Annotated in this window: 13 protein-coding genes; 7 read left to right on the top strand and 6 right to left on the bottom strand. The window is 70.7% G+C overall.

Going from position 1 to position 17,887, the window contains the following annotated elements; genetic code table 11:
- Positions 1–120: 120 nt before the first annotated feature.
- The 6 genes from ACFW48_RS34025 to rhaI form a co-directional block, all read right to left on the bottom strand.
- Positions 121–762 (bottom strand): lactate utilization protein C, encoded by a 642-nt coding sequence (locus ACFW48_RS34025; RefSeq protein ID WP_386321801.1) that lies wholly within the window; start codon positions 760–762, stop codon positions 121–123.
- Complete coding sequence (locus ACFW48_RS34020) at positions 759–2,183, bottom strand: LutB/LldF family L-lactate oxidation iron-sulfur protein (RefSeq protein WP_386321799.1); 1,425 nt, start codon at positions 2,181–2,183, stop codon at positions 759–761. Before ACFW48_RS34020 ends, ACFW48_RS34025 begins: the two co-directional genes overlap by 4 nt.
- Positions 2,180–2,935 carry a (Fe-S)-binding protein gene (locus tag ACFW48_RS34015; protein WP_386321797.1) on the bottom strand — a complete coding sequence of 252 codons (756 nt, stop codon included), beginning with the start codon at positions 2,933–2,935 and terminating at the stop codon, positions 2,180–2,182. The genes ACFW48_RS34020 and ACFW48_RS34015 overlap by 4 nt, the downstream gene beginning before the upstream one ends.
- Positions 2,935–4,434 carry a rhamnulokinase family protein gene (locus ACFW48_RS34010; RefSeq protein WP_386321795.1) on the bottom strand — a complete coding sequence of 500 codons (1,500 nt, stop codon included), beginning with the start codon at positions 4,432–4,434 and terminating at the stop codon, positions 2,935–2,937. The genes ACFW48_RS34015 and ACFW48_RS34010 overlap by 1 nt, the downstream gene beginning before the upstream one ends.
- A 315-nt stretch (positions 4,435–4,749) precedes the next feature.
- Positions 4,750–6,795, bottom strand: coding sequence for a bifunctional aldolase/short-chain dehydrogenase (locus ACFW48_RS34005; protein WP_386321793.1), 2,046 nt, complete (start codon positions 6,793–6,795; stop codon positions 4,750–4,752).
- An 82-nt stretch (positions 6,796–6,877) separates the two neighbouring features.
- On the bottom strand, positions 6,878–8,044 hold the full coding sequence (gene rhaI, locus ACFW48_RS34000; RefSeq protein ID WP_386321791.1) for an L-rhamnose isomerase: 1,167 nt from the start codon (positions 8,042–8,044) through the stop codon (positions 6,878–6,880).
- Positions 8,045–8,325: 281 nt separating this feature from the next.
- Between rhaI and ACFW48_RS33995 the strand changes: the two genes are divergently transcribed.
- The 7 genes from ACFW48_RS33995 to ACFW48_RS33965 all read left to right on the top strand — a co-directional run bounded on the left by ACFW48_RS33995 (position 8,326) and on the right by ACFW48_RS33965 (position 17,834).
- On the top strand, positions 8,326–9,855 hold the full coding sequence (locus tag ACFW48_RS33995; protein ID WP_386321789.1) for a sugar ABC transporter ATP-binding protein: 1,530 nt from the start codon (positions 8,326–8,328) through the stop codon (positions 9,853–9,855).
- On the top strand, positions 9,852–10,907 hold the full coding sequence (locus ACFW48_RS33990; RefSeq protein WP_386321787.1) for an ABC transporter permease: 1,056 nt from the start codon (positions 9,852–9,854) through the stop codon (positions 10,905–10,907). The genes ACFW48_RS33995 and ACFW48_RS33990 overlap by 4 nt, the downstream gene beginning before the upstream one ends.
- Positions 10,900–11,931 carry an ABC transporter permease gene (locus tag ACFW48_RS33985; RefSeq protein ID WP_386321785.1) on the top strand — a complete coding sequence of 344 codons (1,032 nt, stop codon included), beginning with the start codon at positions 10,900–10,902 and terminating at the stop codon, positions 11,929–11,931. The genes ACFW48_RS33990 and ACFW48_RS33985 overlap by 8 nt, the downstream gene beginning before the upstream one ends.
- 57 nt (positions 11,932–11,988) lie before the next feature.
- The gene (rhaS, locus tag ACFW48_RS33980; protein WP_386321783.1) at positions 11,989–13,074 is read left to right on the top strand and encodes a rhamnose ABC transporter substrate-binding protein; all 1,086 of its coding nucleotides are present in this window, start codon (positions 11,989–11,991) and stop codon (positions 13,072–13,074) included.
- Positions 13,075–13,136: 62 nt separating this feature from the next.
- Positions 13,137–13,457, top strand: a complete 321-nt coding sequence (locus ACFW48_RS33975) for an L-rhamnose mutarotase (protein ID WP_386321782.1) — start codon at positions 13,137–13,139, stop codon at positions 13,455–13,457.
- A gap of 78 nt (positions 13,458–13,535) precedes the next feature.
- Positions 13,536–14,564, top strand: a complete 1,029-nt coding sequence (locus ACFW48_RS33970) for a LacI family DNA-binding transcriptional regulator (RefSeq protein ID WP_386321781.1) — start codon at positions 13,536–13,538, stop codon at positions 14,562–14,564.
- A 276-nt stretch (positions 14,565–14,840) separates the two neighbouring features.
- Positions 14,841–17,834 (top strand): family 16 glycoside hydrolase, encoded by a 2,994-nt coding sequence (locus ACFW48_RS33965; RefSeq protein ID WP_386321779.1) that lies wholly within the window; start codon positions 14,841–14,843, stop codon positions 17,832–17,834.
- The last annotated feature ends 53 nt before the right edge of the window (positions 17,835–17,887 follow it).

Genomic DNA, 17,887 nt, shown 5'->3' with positions numbered 1-17,887 from the left:
TGGCGTCGCGAGGCAGACGGGAATTGTCAGACAGGCCCTGGACGCGCGTGGGACAGGAGAGCGTCCCGCGAGGCAGCGGGCTGCCCCTGGGCCGGTCCGTCCGCCCCGTCGACCGCGAGGTCAGTCCAGCACCAGGACGACCTCCAGGGTCCGAGGCCCGTGGACGCCTTCCACCCGGTCGAGTTCGATGTCGCTCGTCGCGGACGGGCCGGAGATCCACGTGGTCGGGCGGGTCGGGTCGAGACGCGGCAGGGCCTGCGGGAGCGAGGCGACCACCTGACCGGGTACGTGGACGACGCAGATGTGCAGGTCGGGGATGAGGGTGAGAGCACGTCGGCCCTGCCCCGGGCCGGCGTCGAGTACGACGGTGCCGGTCTCCGCGACGGCGAGGGCGCAGCCGGTGACCACGGCGTCGGCGGAGTCGAGCTCGGCCGGGGTCAGCGGGACGTCGTCGTGTCGTTGCCGGGCCTCCGAGTCGGCCAGCCAGGCGCCGGGCAGGCCCGGCGGTACGACGACGGAACGTGCGCCGTGGTCGGCGAGGAGCCGGCCGATGAGTGACGGAAGTCCCTGCCGGGTGCCGCGGTGTACGCCGGCCCGGTAGTCGGCGAGGTTCCCGTGGAGGAGGTCGAGCACCGTGGCGGGGTCGTCCGGTGTGTGGCTCACGAGATAGTCGCGCATGACCTCGGGGGCCTCGGGCGCTTCGGCGAGGGCCCTGCGCACCCTGCCGAGGACACGGTCGCGGGAGGAGGACGGAGACGTCATGCGTGGTTCTTCTTCCACCAGTCACGGAAAGGTTCGGCGGGCATGTCCGGCAGGTCGCGGCTGTTGGTCCACTCACGCGCACCGGGAACGGGAAGCCGTTTGGGATGCAGCTTCCGTGTCCTGGAGGCGAGTCGTTCACCGGCGTTGAGGGCGGCCGGGTGGTCGAGCAGCCAGGTCGCCGTCCGCATCGCGACCCCCTCCAGGCGGTGCCCTTTGCCGCCCTGGTCGGCGACCTTCTCCCGCAGGTGGACCAGGACTTCGGGGATGTCGATGGCGACCGGGCACACCTCGTAACAGGCGCCGCACAGGGACGACGCGTACGGCAGTGACGCGTCGAGTTCCGTGGCGGTGCCCCGCAGTTGGGGGGTGAGGATGGCGCCGATGGGGCCGGGGTAGGCGGAGCCGTAGGCGTGGCCGCCGGCCCGTTCGTAGACCGGGCAGACGTTCAGGCACGCCGAGCAGCGGATGCAGCGCAGTGCCTGGCGGCCGACCTCGTCGGCGAGGGTGTCGGTGCGGCCGTTGTCCAGCAGAACCAGGTGGAAGGCGCGGGGGCCGTCGCCGTCGGTCGTGCCGGTCCACATAGTGGTGTAGGGATTCATCCGCTCGGCGGTGGACGAGCGGGGCAGGAGCTGGAGGAAGACCTCGAGGTCGCGCCAGGTGGGGATCACCTTCTCGATGCCGACCACGGAGATCAGTGTCTCGGGCAGGGTCAGGCACATCCGGCCGTTGCCCTCGGATTCCACGACCACGAGCGTGCCGGTCTCGGCGACCACGAAGTTGGCGCCGGAGATGCCGACCTTGGCGCGCAGGAACTTCTCCCGCAGGTGGAGCCGGGCCGCCTCGGCGAGTTCGGCGGGCGTGTCGGTGAGGCCCTCGGGTGCCGGACGGCCCCACTCGCCCATCTCGGAGCGGAAGATGTCCCGGATCTCGCCGCGGTTGCGGTGGATCGCCGGGACCAGGATGTGCGAGGGCCGGTCCTTGCCCAACTGCACGATCAGCTCGGCGAGGTCGGTCTCGTAGGCGCGGATGCCCTCCGCCTCCAGCGCCTCGTTGAGACCGATCTCCTGCGTCGCCATCGACTTGACCTTGACGACCTCCGTCTCTCCGGTCGCCTTCACCAGGTCCGCGACGATCCGGTTGGCCTCCTCGGCGTCGGCGGCCCAGTGCACGGTCCCGCCGGCCGCCGTGACCGCCTCCTCCACCCGCACCAGGTACCGGTCCAGATGGCGCAGCGTGTGGTCCTTGATCCGCTTCCCGGCCTCGCGCAATTGCGCCCAGTCGTCCAGCTCCGCGACCGCCGCCGCCCGCTTGGCGCGGATGGTGTGCGTCGCGTGCCGCAGGTTGCCGCGCAGTGTCGTGTCCCGTACGGCGTCCCGTGCCGCCTCGGGGAAGGACGGCATGCCCAGATACGTCCCACTCATCGCAACGGCTCCTCTTCCGTGCTCGCGAGAATCTCCGCGAGGTGCATTGCCCGCTGCGGTGCGTCCTGGCGGCGCAGCATGCCGCCGATGTGCATGAGGCACGAGTTGTCGGCGCCGCACAGCACGTCGGCGCCTGTGGACAGGGCGTTGCGGATCTTGTCGTCGCCCATCGCCTCGGACACGTCGGCGTTCTTCACGGCGAACGTTCCGCCGAAGCCGCAGCACTCCTCGGCGCCCGGCAGTTCGACGAGTTCCAGTCCCTTGACCGCCTCCAGCAGCCGGCGGGGCCGGTCGCGCAGGCCGAGCATGCGCAGCCCGTGGCACGAGGGGTGGTAGGTGACCGTGTGGGGGAAGTAGGCGCCCACGTCCGTCACCCCGAGCACGTCCACGAGGAACTCGGTCAGCTCGTGGACGTGCGGCACGAGGGACGCGGCGGCGTCGGCCAGTTCCCCGCCCCGGCCCTCGGCCACCGCCTTGGCGCCGATGCGGGGGTAGTTGTCGCGGACCATGGCGACGCAGGAGCCGGAGGGGGTGACGACGTGGTCGTAGCCCTCGAAGGCCCGGGCCATGCGGCGCACCAGTGGTTCGGTCGCGCGCCGGTAGCCGGTGTTGTACTGGGGCTGGCCGCAGCAGGTCTGGGCGGCGGGGAAGTCCACCACGACCCCGAGGCGCTCGAGCACCTTGACGGTGGCGATCGCCGTGGACGGGTAGAGGGCGTCGTTGACGCAGGTGGCGAAGAGGGCTACGCGCATCAGGGCTCCGTTCGGGCAGGGGTGAGCCTGGCGGCTGCCGCGTCCCAGGCCGCGCTGTCGCCGCGTGGGGTGTAGCGCCGGAGATGTTGGGTCGAGGCGACGAGTCGGCGCATAGCCGCCAGGTCGGCCACCAGCCCCGCGGCTCGGGCCTGGACGAGGATGTTGCCGAGGGCGGTGGCTTCGGTGGGCCCGGCGATGACGGGCAGTCCGGTGGCGTCGGCGGTGAGTTGGCAGAGCAGGTCGTTGCGGGAGCCGCCGCCGACGAGGTGGATGTGGGTGATGTCGCGGCCGGCGAGTTCGGCCGCCTGCCGCAGGGTGCGGCGGTGGGCCAGCGCCAGGCTCTCCAGGATGCAGCGGACGACGGCACCCCGGCTGCCGGGGACCGGCTGGTCCGTACGGCGGCAGTACTCACGGATCCGTTCCGGCATGTCGCCCGGGGCGAGGAAACCGGGGTCGTCCGGGTCGATGATCGCGCCGAACGCCTTGGACCGGGCGGCCTCGGCGAGGAGTACGGGGATGTGTGTGGGCGAACCCTGCGCTTCCCAGGTCCGGCGGCACTCCTCGAGCAGCCACATGCCCATGATGTTGCGGAGGTAGCGGACGGTGCCGTCCACGCCCAGTTCGTTGGTGAAGTTCGCGGCCCGGGAGGCCTCGGTCAGCACCGGGGCGTCCAGTTCGAGGCCGGCCAGGGACCAGGTACCGCACGAGATGTAGGCGAAGTGCGGTTCGCTGGCCGGAACGGCGGCGACCGCGGAGGCGGTGTCGTGCGAGGCGACGGTGACGACCGGGGTGCTCGCGTCGAGACCGGTGTGGGCGGCGACGTGCGGCAGGAGGGTGCCGGCCGGGTCGCCGGGGCGGCGCAGGGGCGGCAGCAGAGCCGGGTCGATGGAGAGCCGGTCGAGGAGTTCTCCGGACCAGGCGCCCGAGCGGGCGTCGAAGAGACCCGTGGTGGAGGCGTTGGTCGCCTCCGCCCCGATGGTTCCGGTCAGCCAGTGGACCAGCAGGTCGGGGATCAGCAGCAGGGTGCGGGCAGCCTCCAACTGGCTGCTGCCCGCCGCCGAGGCGAGCTGGAAGACGGTGTTGAACGGCAGGTGCTGAAGCCCGGTGATCCGGTACAGCTCCTCGGGTCCGACGCGCGGCCGGACGCGCTGGGCGGCGTCGTCGGTGCGGCTGTCCCGGTAGTGGTACGGGGCGCCGAGGAGTACGCCGTCGGCGTCGAGGAGCCCGTAGTCGACCGCCCACGTGTCCACGCCGATGGAGGCGACCGAACCGGCCCGGGCGGCCTCCCTGAGTCCGTCGACGGTTCCCTGGAACAGCGCGAGCAGGTTCCAGTGCAGTCCGTCGGGCAGGCGTACGGGCGTGTTGGGGAACCGGTGGGCCTCGGTCAGATCGAGGTTGTCCGGCCCTACCCGGCCGAGGATCACCCGTCCGCTGGTGGCCCCGAGGTCGACCGCGGCGAACGCCGAGGGGAATGCCGAGGAGGCCGGGGTGGTGGTCACGTGGTGTTACCTCCGCTGTGCGCGGCGAGGAGTGGTGAGACGTTGAGGGGTGGGCGCTGAGATGGGGTGTTGGGGGTGGGCGTTGAGGGGTGGGCGTTGAGGGGGGGCGTTGAGGGGGGGCAGCAGAACGGGCACGGAAGCGCGGCCGCCGGGGGCGGCTCCGGCCGGCGGGGGCGGCTCCGGCCGGCGGGGGCGGCTCCGGCCGGCGGGGGCGGCTCGCGCGAGGGCGCGCGCCGCTGCGGCTTCGGGCCGCCGCCCGTGATCCGCCCTGATGCCGCCGCGGGCATCGCACCGGCATCAGGGCGGGCTTGTGGGTCAGCGCAGGAAGGCCGCGGCGACACCCGCGTCCACCGGGATGTGCAGGCCGGTGGTGTGGGTGAGGTCGCCGCCGGTGAGGGCGAAGACCGCGTTCGCCACGTGCTCGGGCAGCACCTCGCGCTTGAGCAGCGTGCGCTGGGCGTAGAACTCGCCCAGCTTCTCCTCCGCCACGCCGTACACGGCGGCCCGCTTGGCGCCCCAGCCGCCGGCGAAGATGCCGGAGCCGCGCACGACTCCGTCGGGGTTGACGCCGTTGACGCGGATGCCGTGCTCGCCGAGCTCGGCCGCCAGCAGCCGCACCTGGTGGGCCTGGTCGGCCTTGGTCGCCCCGTAGGCGATGTTGTTGGGGCCCGCGAAGACACCGTTCTTGGAGGCGATGTACACGATGTCGCCGCCGAGCTTCTGCGCGGTCATCACCCGGGCGGCCTCGCGGGAGACCAGGAATGAGCCGCGGGCCATGATGTCGTGCTGGAGGTCCCAGTCCCCGGCCGTCGTCTCCAGCAGCGGCTTGGAGATGGAGATGCCGGCGTTGTTGACGACCAGGTCGACGCCTCCGAAGGCGAGTACGGCCTCGGCGAACGCGGCGGCGATCTGCTCCTCGCTGGTGACGTCCACGGTCACGGCCACGGCACGGTCCGGCCCGCCCAGTTCCTCGGCGACGGCCGCCGCCCCCGTGGCGTCGAGGTCGGCGACGACGACACAGGCGCCCTCGGCGGCGAGCCGGTGGGCGATGGCCTTGCCGATGCCGGAGCCGGCGCCCGTGACGAGCGCGACCCTGGTCGCCAGCGGCTTGGGCGCGGGCATCCGGCGCAGCTTGGCCTCCTCCAGGTCCCAGTACTCGATACGGAACTTCTCGGACTCCTCGATGGGACTGTAGGAGGAGACGGCCTCGGCGCCGCGCATCACGTTGATCGCGTTGACGTAGAACTCACCGGCGACGCGGGCGGTCTGCTTGTCCTTGCCGAAGGAGAACATGCCGACTCCGGGCACCAGGACGATCGCGGGGTCGGCGCCGCGCATGGCCGGTGAGCCGGGGACGGCGTGCCGTTCGTAGTAGGCCCGGTACTCGGCGCGGTACTCGGTGTGCAGCTCCGTCAGCCGGGCGATCGCCTGCTCCAGCGGCGCTCCGGCAGGCAGGTCCAGGACCAGTGGTCGGACCTTGGTGCGCAGGAAGTGGTCGGGGCACGACGTGCCCAGGGCCGCGAGACGCGGGTGCTCGGTGCGGGAGAGGAAGTCCAGCACCGCCTCGGAGTCCGTGAAGTGGCCGACCTGCGGCAGGTCGGCGGAGGCGATCGCGCGGACGTGCGGGGCGAGCGCGGCGGCACGGGCGCGCCGCTCCGCGTCGGGCAGCGGCTCGTAGCCGTTCCTCACCGGGCCGAACGGTTCGGGGCGGCCCTTGTCGGCGAGGAACGCCTCGGCGGTGCGGATGATGTGCAGCGAGTTGGACTCGCACTCCTCGGAGGTGGCGCCCCACGCGGTGACGCCGTGGCCGCCGAGGACGCAGCCGATGGCCTCCGGGTTGGCCTCCTTGATCGCGGCGATGTCCAGGCCGAGCTGGAATCCGGGCCGCCGCCACGGCACCCACACGACCTTGTCGCCGAAGCACTCGGCGGTCAACTTCTCGCCGTCGGCCGCGCAGGCCAGCGCGATACCCGAGTCGGGGTGCAGGTGGTCCACGTGGGCCGCGTCGACCAGACCGTGCATGGCGGTGTCGATGGACGGCGCGGCGCCGCCCTTGCCGTGCAGGCAGTAGTCGAACGCGGCGACCATCTCGTCCTCGCGCTCCACGCCCGGGTAGACACCCTTCAGGGCGTGCAGCCGGTCCAGGCGCAGCGCGGCCAGTCCCTCGGCCTTCAGCGTGCCCAGGTCGCCGCCGGAGCCCTTGACCCACAGCAGCTCCAGCTCGCCACCGGTGACGGGGTCGGTGGCGGTGCCCTTGGCGGAGGTGTTCCCGCCCGCGTAGTTGGTGTTGCGCGGGTCCGAGCCCAGCCGGTGCGAGCGCGCCAGGAGCCCTGCGACTTCGGGATGAATGGCGGAGGCCATGATGATCTTTCCTTCGGGATGAGTTGACGACGGAGGATGCCCAGGGGCGGGCCCCGGGGCGCGCGGCGCCCCGCAGCGGCGGTTACGCGCCCCAGCCGGCCTGTTCGCCGCCCACGCGGTCGGCGACGATCCGCTCCTGCCAGCCGCTGGCGCGGTAGGCGGCGATCGGGTCGGGGTTCAGGCCCTTCTCCTCGCGGATCTCCGCCAGCAGCGGCCGGACGTCGGTGTTGTACGCGTCCATCAGGACGGCGTTGGCCGCCAGGACGTCGCCCTCCGCCTGGGCCGCGGCCAGTGCCTCGTCATCGACCAGCAGTGCCTTGGCGGTGGCTTCCTGGACGTTCATCACCGAACGGATGATCGCCGGGATCTTCGCCTCGATGTTGTGGCACTGGTCGAGCATGAAGGCCACGCCGGCGGCGGGGTCGAGGCCGCCGTTCTTGATGACCTCGCGGAGGATCCGGAAGAGCTGGAAGGGATCGGCGGCGCCGACCATCAGGTCGTCGTCGGCGTAGAAGCGGGAGTTGAAGTCGAAGCCGCCGAGCTTCCCCTCGCGGAGCAGGACGGCGACGATGAACTCGATGTTGGTGCCGGGGGCGTGATGGCCGGTGTCCACGACGACCTGTGCCTTCTCACCGAGCTTCAGGCAGTGCGCGTAGGCCGTGCCCCAGTCGGGAACGTCGGTCGTGTAGAACGCGGGCTCGAAGAACTTGTACTCCAGGAGCATCCGCTGGTCCTCGCCCAGGCGCTCGTAGACGGCCCGGAGCGACTCGGCGAGCCGGTCCTGACGGGCCGTGATGTCGTCCTGGCCGGGGTAGTTGGTGCCGTCGGCGAACCACAGCTTCAGGTCGCGGGAGCCGGTGGCGTCCATGATGTCGACGCACTCCATGAGGTGCGCGAGCGCCTTGCGCCGCACCGCGGCGTCCGGATGGCAGACACTGCCGAGTTTGTAGTCGTCGTCCTGGAAGACGTTGGCGTTGATGGCGCCCAGTTCCAGGCCGCGGTCCTTCGCGTGCGCGGCCAGCGCCGCGTAGTCGTCCACCTTGTCCCAGGGGATGTGCAGCGCCACCCGGGGAGTGACGCCGGTGAACTCGTGCACCTTGGCCGCGTCGTCCAGCTTTTCACGCGGGGTCCGCGGCACGCCGGGCTGCGCGAACACCTTGAAACGCGTTCCGGAGTTGCCGTAGCCCCACGAAGGCGTCTCGACCCGCTGGTCGGCGAGTGCGGCTCTCACGGCAGTGATGTCAGGCATGTCCACCTCTGGATGCGCAAGTTGCCCCGTCGCGGAGCACTTGAATGACCTGTCGTGTGAATCGATTCAGGCTGCGCCGAAACTAACCCGTGACACACCCCCCGTCAAGGGTCCCGGCAGTGCTCGACCCAGCCACTCGCCGCCACCCTCACCACAGGCGCCGGGATTGCACGGACCCGGACCCTTGACGCCCCGGACGGGCCGAAGCTAGCTTCCCGGCAATCCCGTTTGAAACATTTCACAGCGGGGTTCCCGCTCGGCACCCGTACTGGAGAGAACTCATGACTCATCCCGAACCGGAGACCACTCCGGTGCTCGCCCTGGAGGGAGTGAGTAAATCCTTCGGCGCCGTCCGAGCCCTGCGTGACGTCTCGCTGCGGCTGTACGCGGGCGAGGCCCACGCCCTGGCGGGCGAGAACGGCGCCGGCAAGTCCACCCTGATCAAATCTCTCGCAGGCGTGCACCGTCCGGACACCGGAACGGTCCTCCTCGACGGCGAGCCGGTGGACTTCCACAGCCCGGCGGACGCCCGCGACGCGGGGATCGCCGTCATCTACCAGGAGCCGACGCTCTTCCCCGACCTGTCCGTCGCGGAGAACATCTTCATCGGACGACAGCCCCGGCGCTCCCTGGGCAGGGTGAACCACCGCACGGTCAAGGCGGCCGCGGCCGAACTCTTCGCCCGCCTCGGTGTCGCCCTCGACCCCGACCAGCCGGCCCGCGGCCTCTCCATCGCCGACCAGCAGTTGGTGGAGATCGCCAAGGCACTGTCCTTCGACGCCCGCGTCCTGATCATGGACGAGCCGACGGCGGCGCTCACCGGCAGCGAGGTGGCCCGGCTGTTCGGCGTGGTCGAGACACTGCGCGAGCAGGGATCGGCGGTGCTGTTCATCTCGCACCGCCTGGAGGAGATCTTCGAGCTGTGCCAGCGGGTCACCACCCTTCGGGATGGCGCCTGGATCGCCAGTGAACCCCTCTCCGACCTCGACGAGGACGGCCTGGTGCGCCGCATGGTCGGCCGCGATCTGGAGGAGCTCTATCCCAAGCAGCAGACCCGGATCGGCGAGGTCGCCCTCAGCGTGCGCCGGCTGACGCGCGAAGGCGTTTTCACCGATGTCTCCTTCGACGTCCGGCGCGGAGAGATCCTCGGTCTCGCCGGTCTGGTCGGGGCGGGTCGCAGTGAAGTGGCCCGCGCGGTCTTCGGCGTCGACCGGTTCGACGGCGGTGAGGTCGAGGTGCTCGGCCGGAGGCTCCCGCCGGGGGCTCCGAGCCTGGCCATGGCCGCCGGACTCGCCCTGGTGCCCGAGGACCGCCGCGCCCAGGGCCTGGTGATGGACATGTCCATCGAGCGGAACATCGGGCTCACCGGCTTCGCGGCCACCTCCCGGGCCGGGCTGATGAACCGGCGGGCCGAGCGCAGCCGCGCCGTGGACTGGGCGACGAGGCTCCAGGTGAAGTACGCGCGCCTGGCCGACGTCGTGGGGACGCTCTCGGGCGGCAACCAGCAGAAGGTCGTACTGGCCAAATGGCTCGCCACGGCTCCCCAGGTGCTGATCGTGGACGAGCCGACCCGCGGTATCGACGTGGGGACGAAGGCGGAGGTGCACCGTCTGCTGTCCTCGCTCGCCGCCGACGGGGTGGCGGTGCTGATGATCTCGTCCGATCTGCCGGAGATCCTCGGGATGGCCGACCGGGTCCTGGTGATGCACGAGGGCCGGCTGACCGCGGAGATCCCCCGGGCGGAAGCGACCGAGGAGACCGTGATGGCAGCCGCGACCGGCCGCACCGACCGAGGGAGGAAGGCGGCATGACCACGACCGTCGAGCCGGTGCGGCAGGAGGTCCCACCGGAGTCCTTCGCCGCGCGGCGGCTCATGGACAAGATGTTCAAGGCCCGCGAACTGGCCGTGATCGCCGTGCTGGTGGTGATGCTCGGCGCGACCCAGCTGTCCAACCCCGAGTTCCTCTCACAGCAGGGCATCAGGGACCTGATGCTGAACGCGACCATCCTCGTGCTGGTCGCGATCGGCCAGGCGATGGTGGTGATCACCCGCAACGTCGACCTGTCGGTCGGCTCCGTGCTGGGCATCTCCGCCTTCGCCGCGGGGCTCTGCCTCAAGGACGGCGGCCACCCGCTCGTCGCCGTCCTGCTGGCCGTGGCGGTCGGCGCACTCTTCGGCGTGGTCAACGGCGCACTGGTGAGTCTGGGCAAGGTGCCGGCACTGGTGGTGACCCTGGGCACCCTCTACATCATCCGCGGCATCGACTCGATCTGGGTCGGCTCCCGCCAGATCACGGCGAGCGCCCTGCCCGACGGCTTCGTCGACTTCGGCAGCGACGGCATCTGGGTGGTGCCCTACCTCGCACTGCTCACGCTGGCCGTCCTGGTCGTCGTGGCCTACTACCTCCGCAACTACCGCAGCGGACGGGACATGTACGCCCTGGGGTCCAACCCGGAGGCCGCCCGGCTCGCCGGTGTCCCGATCCGGGCCCGCATCATGACGGCCTACGTGGTCTGCGGGGCGCTCGCCGGACTCGCCGGCGCCCTGTACCTCGCCAGGTTCGGCAACGTCGACTCCAACACCGGCAACGGGTACGAACTCATCGTGGTGAGCGCCGTCGTCGTCGGCGGCGTCGCCTTCACCGGCGGATCGGGCACCGTGTACGGCGCCGCGCTCGGCGCCGTACTGCTGACCTCCATCAACGGTGTGCTCCCGGCCCTCGGCGTGAGTTCGGTCTGGGTCACCGCCATCAACGGCTTCCTGCTGCTGCTCGCCATCGCCGTCGACCGGATTCTGGCGCTCAGAGTCTCCGGAGCCCTGCGCAAGAAGGCCGCACAGTCGAGGAGTGCCCGTCATGCCTGACACCACCGTCAAGTCTCCCGTGCTGTCCCGTCTCGGCGGTGCGGTGCGCTGGGACACCTCGGTCGGCGTTCTGCTGGTCGTCCTGCTGATCTGTTCGTTCTCCTTCGTGGAGAACTTCGGCAACGCCCTGAACGTGTCGTTCCTCATCGGCAACACCCTGCCCATCGCCCTGATCGCGCTGCCGATGGCGATGCTCGTGGTCTCCGGCGAGGTGGACCTCTCGGTGGCCTCCACCGCCGGCCTCTCCAGCGCCGTGATGGGCGCGCTGTGGAACGCCGGCATGGCGATCGAGACGATCATCCCGATCTGCGTTCTGCTCGGCGTGGTGTGCGGCCTGGTCAACGGCCTGCTGGTCACCCGGCTCGGACTGCCCTCGCTGGCCGTCACCATCGGCACGCTCGGCGCCTACCGGGGCATCGCGCAGATCGTGCTCGGCTCCGACTCCGTGACCGACTTCCCCGTTCAGTACCTGGACTTCGGGGCCGGCCGGTTCGGGGACACGTTCCTCCCGTACGCCGTCGTCCCCTTCATCATCCTGCTGGCGATCGCCGTCGTCGTGCTGCACGCCACGCGCTTGGGCCGGTCGCTGTTCGCCATCGGCGCCTCCGAGGAGGCCGCCCGCTTCGCCGGTGTCCGGGTCAAGCGGCTCAAGCTGGCCATGTTCGTGTCCACGGGCGTGATCTCCGCTCTCACCGGTGTCTTCTGGACGCTGCACTACGCCAGCGCCCGCTACGACAACGCCACCGGACTGGAGCTGTCCGTGATCGCCGCGGTGCTGCTCGGCGGCATCGACTTCGACGGCGGCAAGGGCACGCTGGGCGGCGCCGTCGCCGGTGTGTTCCTGCTCGGCACGATGCAGAACGTCATGAGTCTGCTGAACGTCTCCGCCCAGTCCCAGACCGTGGCGACCGGAGTCCTCCTGGTGGTCTCCGTTCTCGCCCCGCGGATCGGCCGCCAGATCTCCCAGGCACGGGCCAGGGGGAGAACGGCCGCTTCCCCACCGCTGACGGCCCCTTCCCCGTAGTCCCTCGCCACTGGCTCCTCTCCGGCCCTCCCTCCCGCACAGGCAAAGGAACTTCCCATGCTCGGCACCACCGCCAGATCACGCCGCCTGACCCTCGCACTCGCCACGGCCACCGCCCTCGCGCTCGGCGCCACCGCCTGCGGCGGCACCACCAAGGACGACGCGGCCAAGGACAACGGCAGCGCGGCCGTCGGCAAGGCCGACCCCGACGCGGAGACCAAGAAGGGCCTCACCGTCGCCTTCCTGCCCAAGCAGGTCAACAACCCCTACTTCACCACCGCCGACAAGGGCGGCGAGAAGGCGCTGCGGGAACTGGGCTCCACCTACAAGGAGGTCGGCACCAGCAGCGGCACCGACACCGCCGGCCAGGTCAGCTACGTCAACACCCTGACCCAGCAGCAGGTCGACGCCATGGCCGTCTCCGCACAGGACCCCGGCGCCCTGTGCACCGCCCTCAAGCAGGCCATGCGCAACGGCGTCAGTGTCGTCACCTACGACTCGGACACCAACAAGGACTGCCGCCAGGTGTTCGTCTCCCCGGCCTCCGCCGAGGACCTCGGGCGCACCCAGGTCGAGCTGCTGGCCAAGCAGATCGGCGGCAAGGGCGAGATCGCGATCCTGTCCGCGGCGCAGACCGCGACGAACCAGAACACCTGGATCGACGTCATGAAGGAGGAGCTGAAGAAGCCCGCCTACAAGGACATCAAGCTCGTCAAGACCGCCTACGGGGACGACGACGCCCAGAAGTCGTTCCAGCAGACCCAGGGCCTGCTGCAGGAATACCCGAACCTGAAGGGCATCATCTCCCCCACCACCGTCGGCATCAAGGCGGCCGCCCAGTACCTGTCCGGCTCCAAGTACAAGGGCAAGGTCAAGCTCACGGGCCTCGGCACCCCGAACGACATGCGCGCCTACGTCAAGAACGGCACCGTCGAGGAGTTCGAGCTGTGGGAGCCGGCCAAGCTCGGCGCACTCGCCGCCCGGGCCGCGGTCGCCCTCGAGTCCGGTCAGATCACCGGCAAGAAAGGCGAGACCTTCGCCGCGGGTGACCTCGGCACGATGACCATCGGTGCGGACGGTGTCGTCTCCCCGGGTGAGCCGACCGTCTTCAACAAGGCCAACATCGACGAGTACGACTTCTGATCCGTACGACACTCGTGGGGCCCCGGCCTCGCCGGGGCCCCACTCGGCAACAGGGTGATCCGATGCAACGCGTCTGTTTTCTTCTCAAGGTCCGCTCCGAGATGGTCGCCGAATACCGCGAGCGCCATCAGGACGTGTGGGCCGACATGCTCGCCGCGCTCCGTGCAGCCGGCTGGCGCAACTACTCCCTCTTCCTGCGGGAGGACGGCCTGCTCGTCGGCTATCTCGAGACCGACGACTTCGAGGCGGCCCGCGCGGCCATGGACGCGACCGAGGTGAACACGCGCTGGCAGGCCGAGATGGCGGGGTTCTTCGAAGCACTGGACGGACAGGCACCCGATGCCGCCATGCGTCCCCTCACCGAGGTCTTCCACCTGGCGTGAACCGACGTCCCGGCTTCGTAGGATGAACGCTTCCCCCGACCGGCTCGATGGGCGGGGGCAGAGCAGCAGGAGACGCACATGACGCACTCCACGCCGACGGTCGGCATCAAGGACGTGGCGCGGGAGGCCGGCGTCTCCGTGGGCACGGTCTCCAACGTGCTCAACCAGCCCGGCCGGGTCTCGCGGCGGACGCGCCACCACGTGGAGCAGGTGATCGCGCGGCTGGGTTACGTGCGCAGTGAGTCCGCCCGGCAACTGCGGGCGGGCCGCAGCCGTGTCATGGCGCTGCTCGTCCTCGACATGGGCAATCCGTTCTTCGTCGACCTGGCCCAGGGAGCCGAGCGCACGGCCCGGGACGCGGGGCTCGCCGTCACCCTGTGCAACAGCGCGCAGAGTGTGCAGAAGGAGGCGGAGTACCTCGACCTCTTCGCCGAGCAGCGGGTCCGCGGGGTGCTGGTCACCCCCGCCGACCCGAGTGGCGGCAGTCTGGGCGACTTCCGCCGGCACGGTATTCCCTACGTCCTGGTGGACCGGGTGGCCGGCGACGCGGAGGGCTGCTCCGTCTCGGTCGACGACGTCACCGGCGGTGCTCTGGCGCTCCGTCACCTCACCGGCGCCGGGCACAGTTCCATCGCCTACGTCAGCGGACCGCCCCATCTGAGGCAGGTGCGGGACCGCCGGACCGGGGCGCTGCAAGCCGTGGCCCAGGCCGGCCTGCCCCCCACGGCGCTGCGGGAGATCCCCACCGAACGCCTCGACGTGGCCGGCGGACGTGACGCGGGTGCCAGACTGCTCGGTCTGGCCGAGCGGCCTACCGCCGTCTTCTGCGCCAACGACCTGCTGGCCCTCGGCGTGCTCCAGTTCATGTACACGGCCGGGGTCAAGGTCCCCGACGACCTGGCCATCGTCGGGTACGACGACATCGAGTTCGCCGCCGCGGCGACCGTACCGCTGACCTCCGTCCGCCAGCCCGCGCGCGCCATGGGCGCCCTGGCCGCCGACCTGCTTCTCCAGGAAGCCGGCGACCAGGCGGACGAGCACCGTCACCAGCACGTGGTGCTCCAGCCCGAGCTGGTCGTCCGCGGTTCGAGCCTGCCCAGGCGCTGAGAGCCCGACGCGCGGCCAATATGTTCCTGGCAGGGGAAACCTGGCCCGGGATCCGCGTTCTTCACCCGTGCACGAGCATAGTTTGTACTCACTGATGACAAACTTGTAGACGCGGCGGGCAAAGGGCTCCTATGGTGGCCGACGCCCAGTCGAATCCAGGCATCTCGCGCACGCCACGCGTCACTTCGGGTCGGCACGACGCCGACCGCACCACCTCGTCGTCCCGTACCACCGTCATGGGCGGCCCCGCCACGGGGCGGCCCCCGGGGAGGATGCATGAGTTCACGGTCCCGCTCCAGAACCCGCGGACGGCTGGCCGGTCTGGTCGCCGTCTCGTTCCTGTTCGGCTGCTTCACTTCCGCGCCCGCCGGCGCCGCCGACACGGCCGACGACCTGCCGCCGCAGGAACCGGGCGTCACACTGCGCGTCTTCGACATCGGACAGCCGATGAACGAGATCTGCGTGCTCAAGCCCGGCCAGACCCCGAACGTCGACAAACTGATGCCCGTCATCGACTTCTCCACGACCGAGGACTTCGGCATCGGCGACAACTTCGTCTCGCAGGTGATCGCGAACATCGAGGCCCCCGAGGACGGGGCCTACACCTTCCGGCTGACCAGCGACGACGGCTCGCGCCTGACCATCGGCGACCGGACGGTCATCGATCACGACGGCCTCCACGCGGCCGAGCCCAAGGAGGGCACGGCGACCATGACGGCCGGTCACCACGCCCTGCGCGTCGATCACTTCGACCGCACGAACGACCAGCGGGTGACGCTGGAGTGGAAGCCGCCCGGCGCGGCGGACTTCTCCCTCGTGCCGAACTCCGCCCTGAGCACCGACGCCGACGTCGTACGGGTCACGGCCCCCGGCCGCAAGCAGTGCGAGAGCGGCACCGACACCCCCGGCGACGGGCTGCCCCTGGACGGCGTGCACCCCGACTACACGCTGACGGACCTGCGGCCCGACGGCTTCGAGCCCCAGGTCACCGGCATGGACTGGCTTCCGGACGGCCGGATGGCCATCACCACGTGGGGCGGCACCGACAAGACCGAGGGCGAGGTGTACCTCCTCGACAACGTCACCGGCGCGACCGGCCCCGACAAGGTGACGGCGAAGAAGGTCGCGAGCGGTCTCAAGGAGCCCATGGGCATCAAGGCGCTCGACGGAGCCCTCTACGTGTCGCAGAAGCACGAACTCACCGAACTCCGCGACACCGACGGCGACGACGTCACCGACGAGCGGCGCACCGTGGCGACCTGGCCGTACGGCGGTAACTTCCACGAGTTCGCCTTCGGCCTGCTCTACCGCGACGGGCACTTCTACCTCAACCTCTCCGTCGCGATCGACTACGGGGGCGCGACGACGGACCCGCAGCCGGCGCCGAACCGGGGCACCACGATCAAGGTGAACCGGAAGACCGGCAAGGTGACCTACCTCGCCGGGGGCCTGCGCACCCCGAACGGCATCGGCTGGGGTCCCGGCGGCGACCTCTTCGTCGCCGACAACCAGGGCGGCTGGCTCCCGGCCTCGAAGCTGGTCCGCGTCAAGCCCGACCGCTTCTTCAACCACTACACCAACCCGGCCGGCCCGTTCGACGACCAGCCGGTGACCGAACCGGTGCTGTGGCTGCCGCAGAACGAGATCGCCAACTCCCCCAGCACCCCGATCCTGTTGAAGAAGGGCCCGTACGCCGGCCAGCTGCTGTTCGGCGACGTGACCTACGGCGGTCTGCAGCGCGCCTTCCTGGAGAAGGTGAAGGGCAAGGACCAGGGCGCGGTCTTCCGCCACACGCAGGGCCTCGAGGCGGGCGTCAACCGCATCACCCAGGGGCCGGACGGCGCGATCTACGCGGGCGGACTGGGCGCCGGGGGCAACTGGGGCCAGGAGGGCAAGCTGACCCACGGTCTGCAGAAGCTCACCCCGAACGGCGGCAAGGCGTTCGACATCCGGGCCATGCGCGCCGAGCGGGGCGGTTTCGAGCTGGAGTACACCCAGCCGCTGTCCCAGGAGACGGCGGACAAGCTCGCCGAGAGCTACCGGGTCGAGCAGTGGCGCTACGTGCCGACCCCCGCGTACGGCGGTCCCAAGGTCGACGAGGAAACCCTCGCCGTGGCCTCCGCACGGCTGTCCCAGGACCGGAAGAAGGTCACGCTGCGGATCACGGGCCTCAAGCCCGACCGTGTGGTGCACGTCCGCTCACCGCGTCCCTTCAGCTCGGCCGAGGGTGAGACGCTGTGGAGCACCGAGGCGTGGTACACGCTCAACGCCATGCCGGGCGAGCAGCCCCCGACGACGTCGTACGAGGCTGAGGAGGCGGAGCGCTCCGGCGGGGCCGGCGTCAACACCGACCACACGGGCTACTCCGGCAGCGGCTTCGTGGACGGCTACGGCACCCAGGGCGCGGCCACCTCGTTCACCGTCGACGTGGACAAGAAGGGCACCTACGACGTGGCCCTGCGGTACGCGAACGGGCCGAACCCCTTCACCGGTACCAAAACGGTGAGCGTGTACGTGGACGGCCGGAAGGTGAAGCAGTCGAGCCTGCTCAGTACGGGCGGCTGGGACGACTGGTCCACACGGACCGAGTCGCTGAGGCTGCGCGAGGGCGCCAACACCATCACCTACCGGGTGGACGAGGGCGACACCGGACACGTCAATCTCGACATGATCAGTGTGCGTCCCGAGGGTGAGCGCATCGTCCTGTTCGACGGCGCCGACCGCGCGGCCTGGCAGCAGACGGACGGCCGCACCGCGCAGTGGCCGCTGACGGACGGCGGGATGGAGGTCTGCTGCGGCGACCTGCGGACGAAGCAGGCGTTCGGTGACTTCAGGCTGCACGCCGAGTTCTGGCTGCCCCAGCTGCCCCCGGACGTGACGGGCCAGAACCGGGCCAACAGCGGCATCTACCTTCAGGACCGCTACGAGATCCAGATCCTGGACTCGTTCGGTGACACCACGCCCGCGGACAACGAGGCCGCCGCGATCTACCAGCAGAAGGCCGCCGACGCCAACGCGGCCCGCCCGCCGGGCACCTGGCAGACGTACGACATCACCTTCCGCGCGGCGCGCTTCGACGACCAGGGCGCCAAGACGCAGGACGCGCGCGTCACGGTGGTGTGGAACGGCGTGACCGTCCACAAGGACGTGGCGCTCGGCGGCGCGACCGCCGGGGGCGCTCAGGAGGGGCCGACGGCGGGTGCGCTCCGCCTTCAGGACCACGGCAACAAGGTGCGGTACCGCGACATCTGGATCGAACCGTTGCCGTAGCGGCGCACGAGACGGTGGCCGGCCCGGACGTGCCCGGGCCGGCCACCGCCGGC

This window comes from Streptomyces sp. NPDC058812, from assembly GCF_042744565.1.
GTDB classification, from domain to species: domain Bacteria; phylum Actinomycetota; class Actinomycetes; order Streptomycetales; family Streptomycetaceae; genus Streptomyces; species Streptomyces thinghirensis.
Note: the sequence above shows the minus strand (reverse complement) of the source record. Positions and strands in the feature narration are given on the sequence as shown.

What these genes read in the sequence shown, in the direction of transcription:
- ACFW48_RS34025 (WP_386321801.1), bottom strand. Translation starts at nt 762, where the DNA reads ATGACGTCTCCGTCCTCCTCCCGCGACCGTGTCCTCGGCAGGGTGCGC.
- ACFW48_RS34020 (WP_386321799.1), bottom strand. Translation starts at nt 2,183, where the DNA reads ATGAGTGGGACGTATCTGGGCATGCCGTCCTTCCCCGAGGCGGCACGG.
- ACFW48_RS34015 (WP_386321797.1), bottom strand. Translation starts at nt 2,935, where the DNA reads ATGCGCGTAGCCCTCTTCGCCACCTGCGTCAACGACGCCCTCTACCCG.
- ACFW48_RS34005 (WP_386321793.1), bottom strand. Translation starts at nt 6,795, where the DNA reads ATGGCCTCCGCCATTCATCCCGAAGTCGCAGGGCTCCTGGCGCGCTCG.
- rhaI (WP_386321791.1), bottom strand. Translation starts at nt 8,044, where the DNA reads ATGCCTGACATCACTGCCGTGAGAGCCGCACTCGCCGACCAGCGGGTC.
- ACFW48_RS33995 (WP_386321789.1), top strand. Translation starts at nt 8,326, where the DNA reads ATGACTCATCCCGAACCGGAGACCACTCCGGTGCTCGCCCTGGAGGGA.
- ACFW48_RS33990 (WP_386321787.1), top strand. Translation starts at nt 9,852, where the DNA reads ATGACCACGACCGTCGAGCCGGTGCGGCAGGAGGTCCCACCGGAGTCC.
- ACFW48_RS33985 (WP_386321785.1), top strand. Translation starts at nt 10,900, where the DNA reads ATGCCTGACACCACCGTCAAGTCTCCCGTGCTGTCCCGTCTCGGCGGT.
- rhaS (WP_386321783.1), top strand. Translation starts at nt 11,989, where the DNA reads ATGCTCGGCACCACCGCCAGATCACGCCGCCTGACCCTCGCACTCGCC.
- ACFW48_RS33975 (WP_386321782.1), top strand. Translation starts at nt 13,137, where the DNA reads ATGCAACGCGTCTGTTTTCTTCTCAAGGTCCGCTCCGAGATGGTCGCC.
- ACFW48_RS33970 (WP_386321781.1), top strand. Translation starts at nt 13,536, where the DNA reads ATGACGCACTCCACGCCGACGGTCGGCATCAAGGACGTGGCGCGGGAG.
- ACFW48_RS33965 (WP_386321779.1), top strand. Translation starts at nt 14,841, where the DNA reads ATGAGTTCACGGTCCCGCTCCAGAACCCGCGGACGGCTGGCCGGTCTG.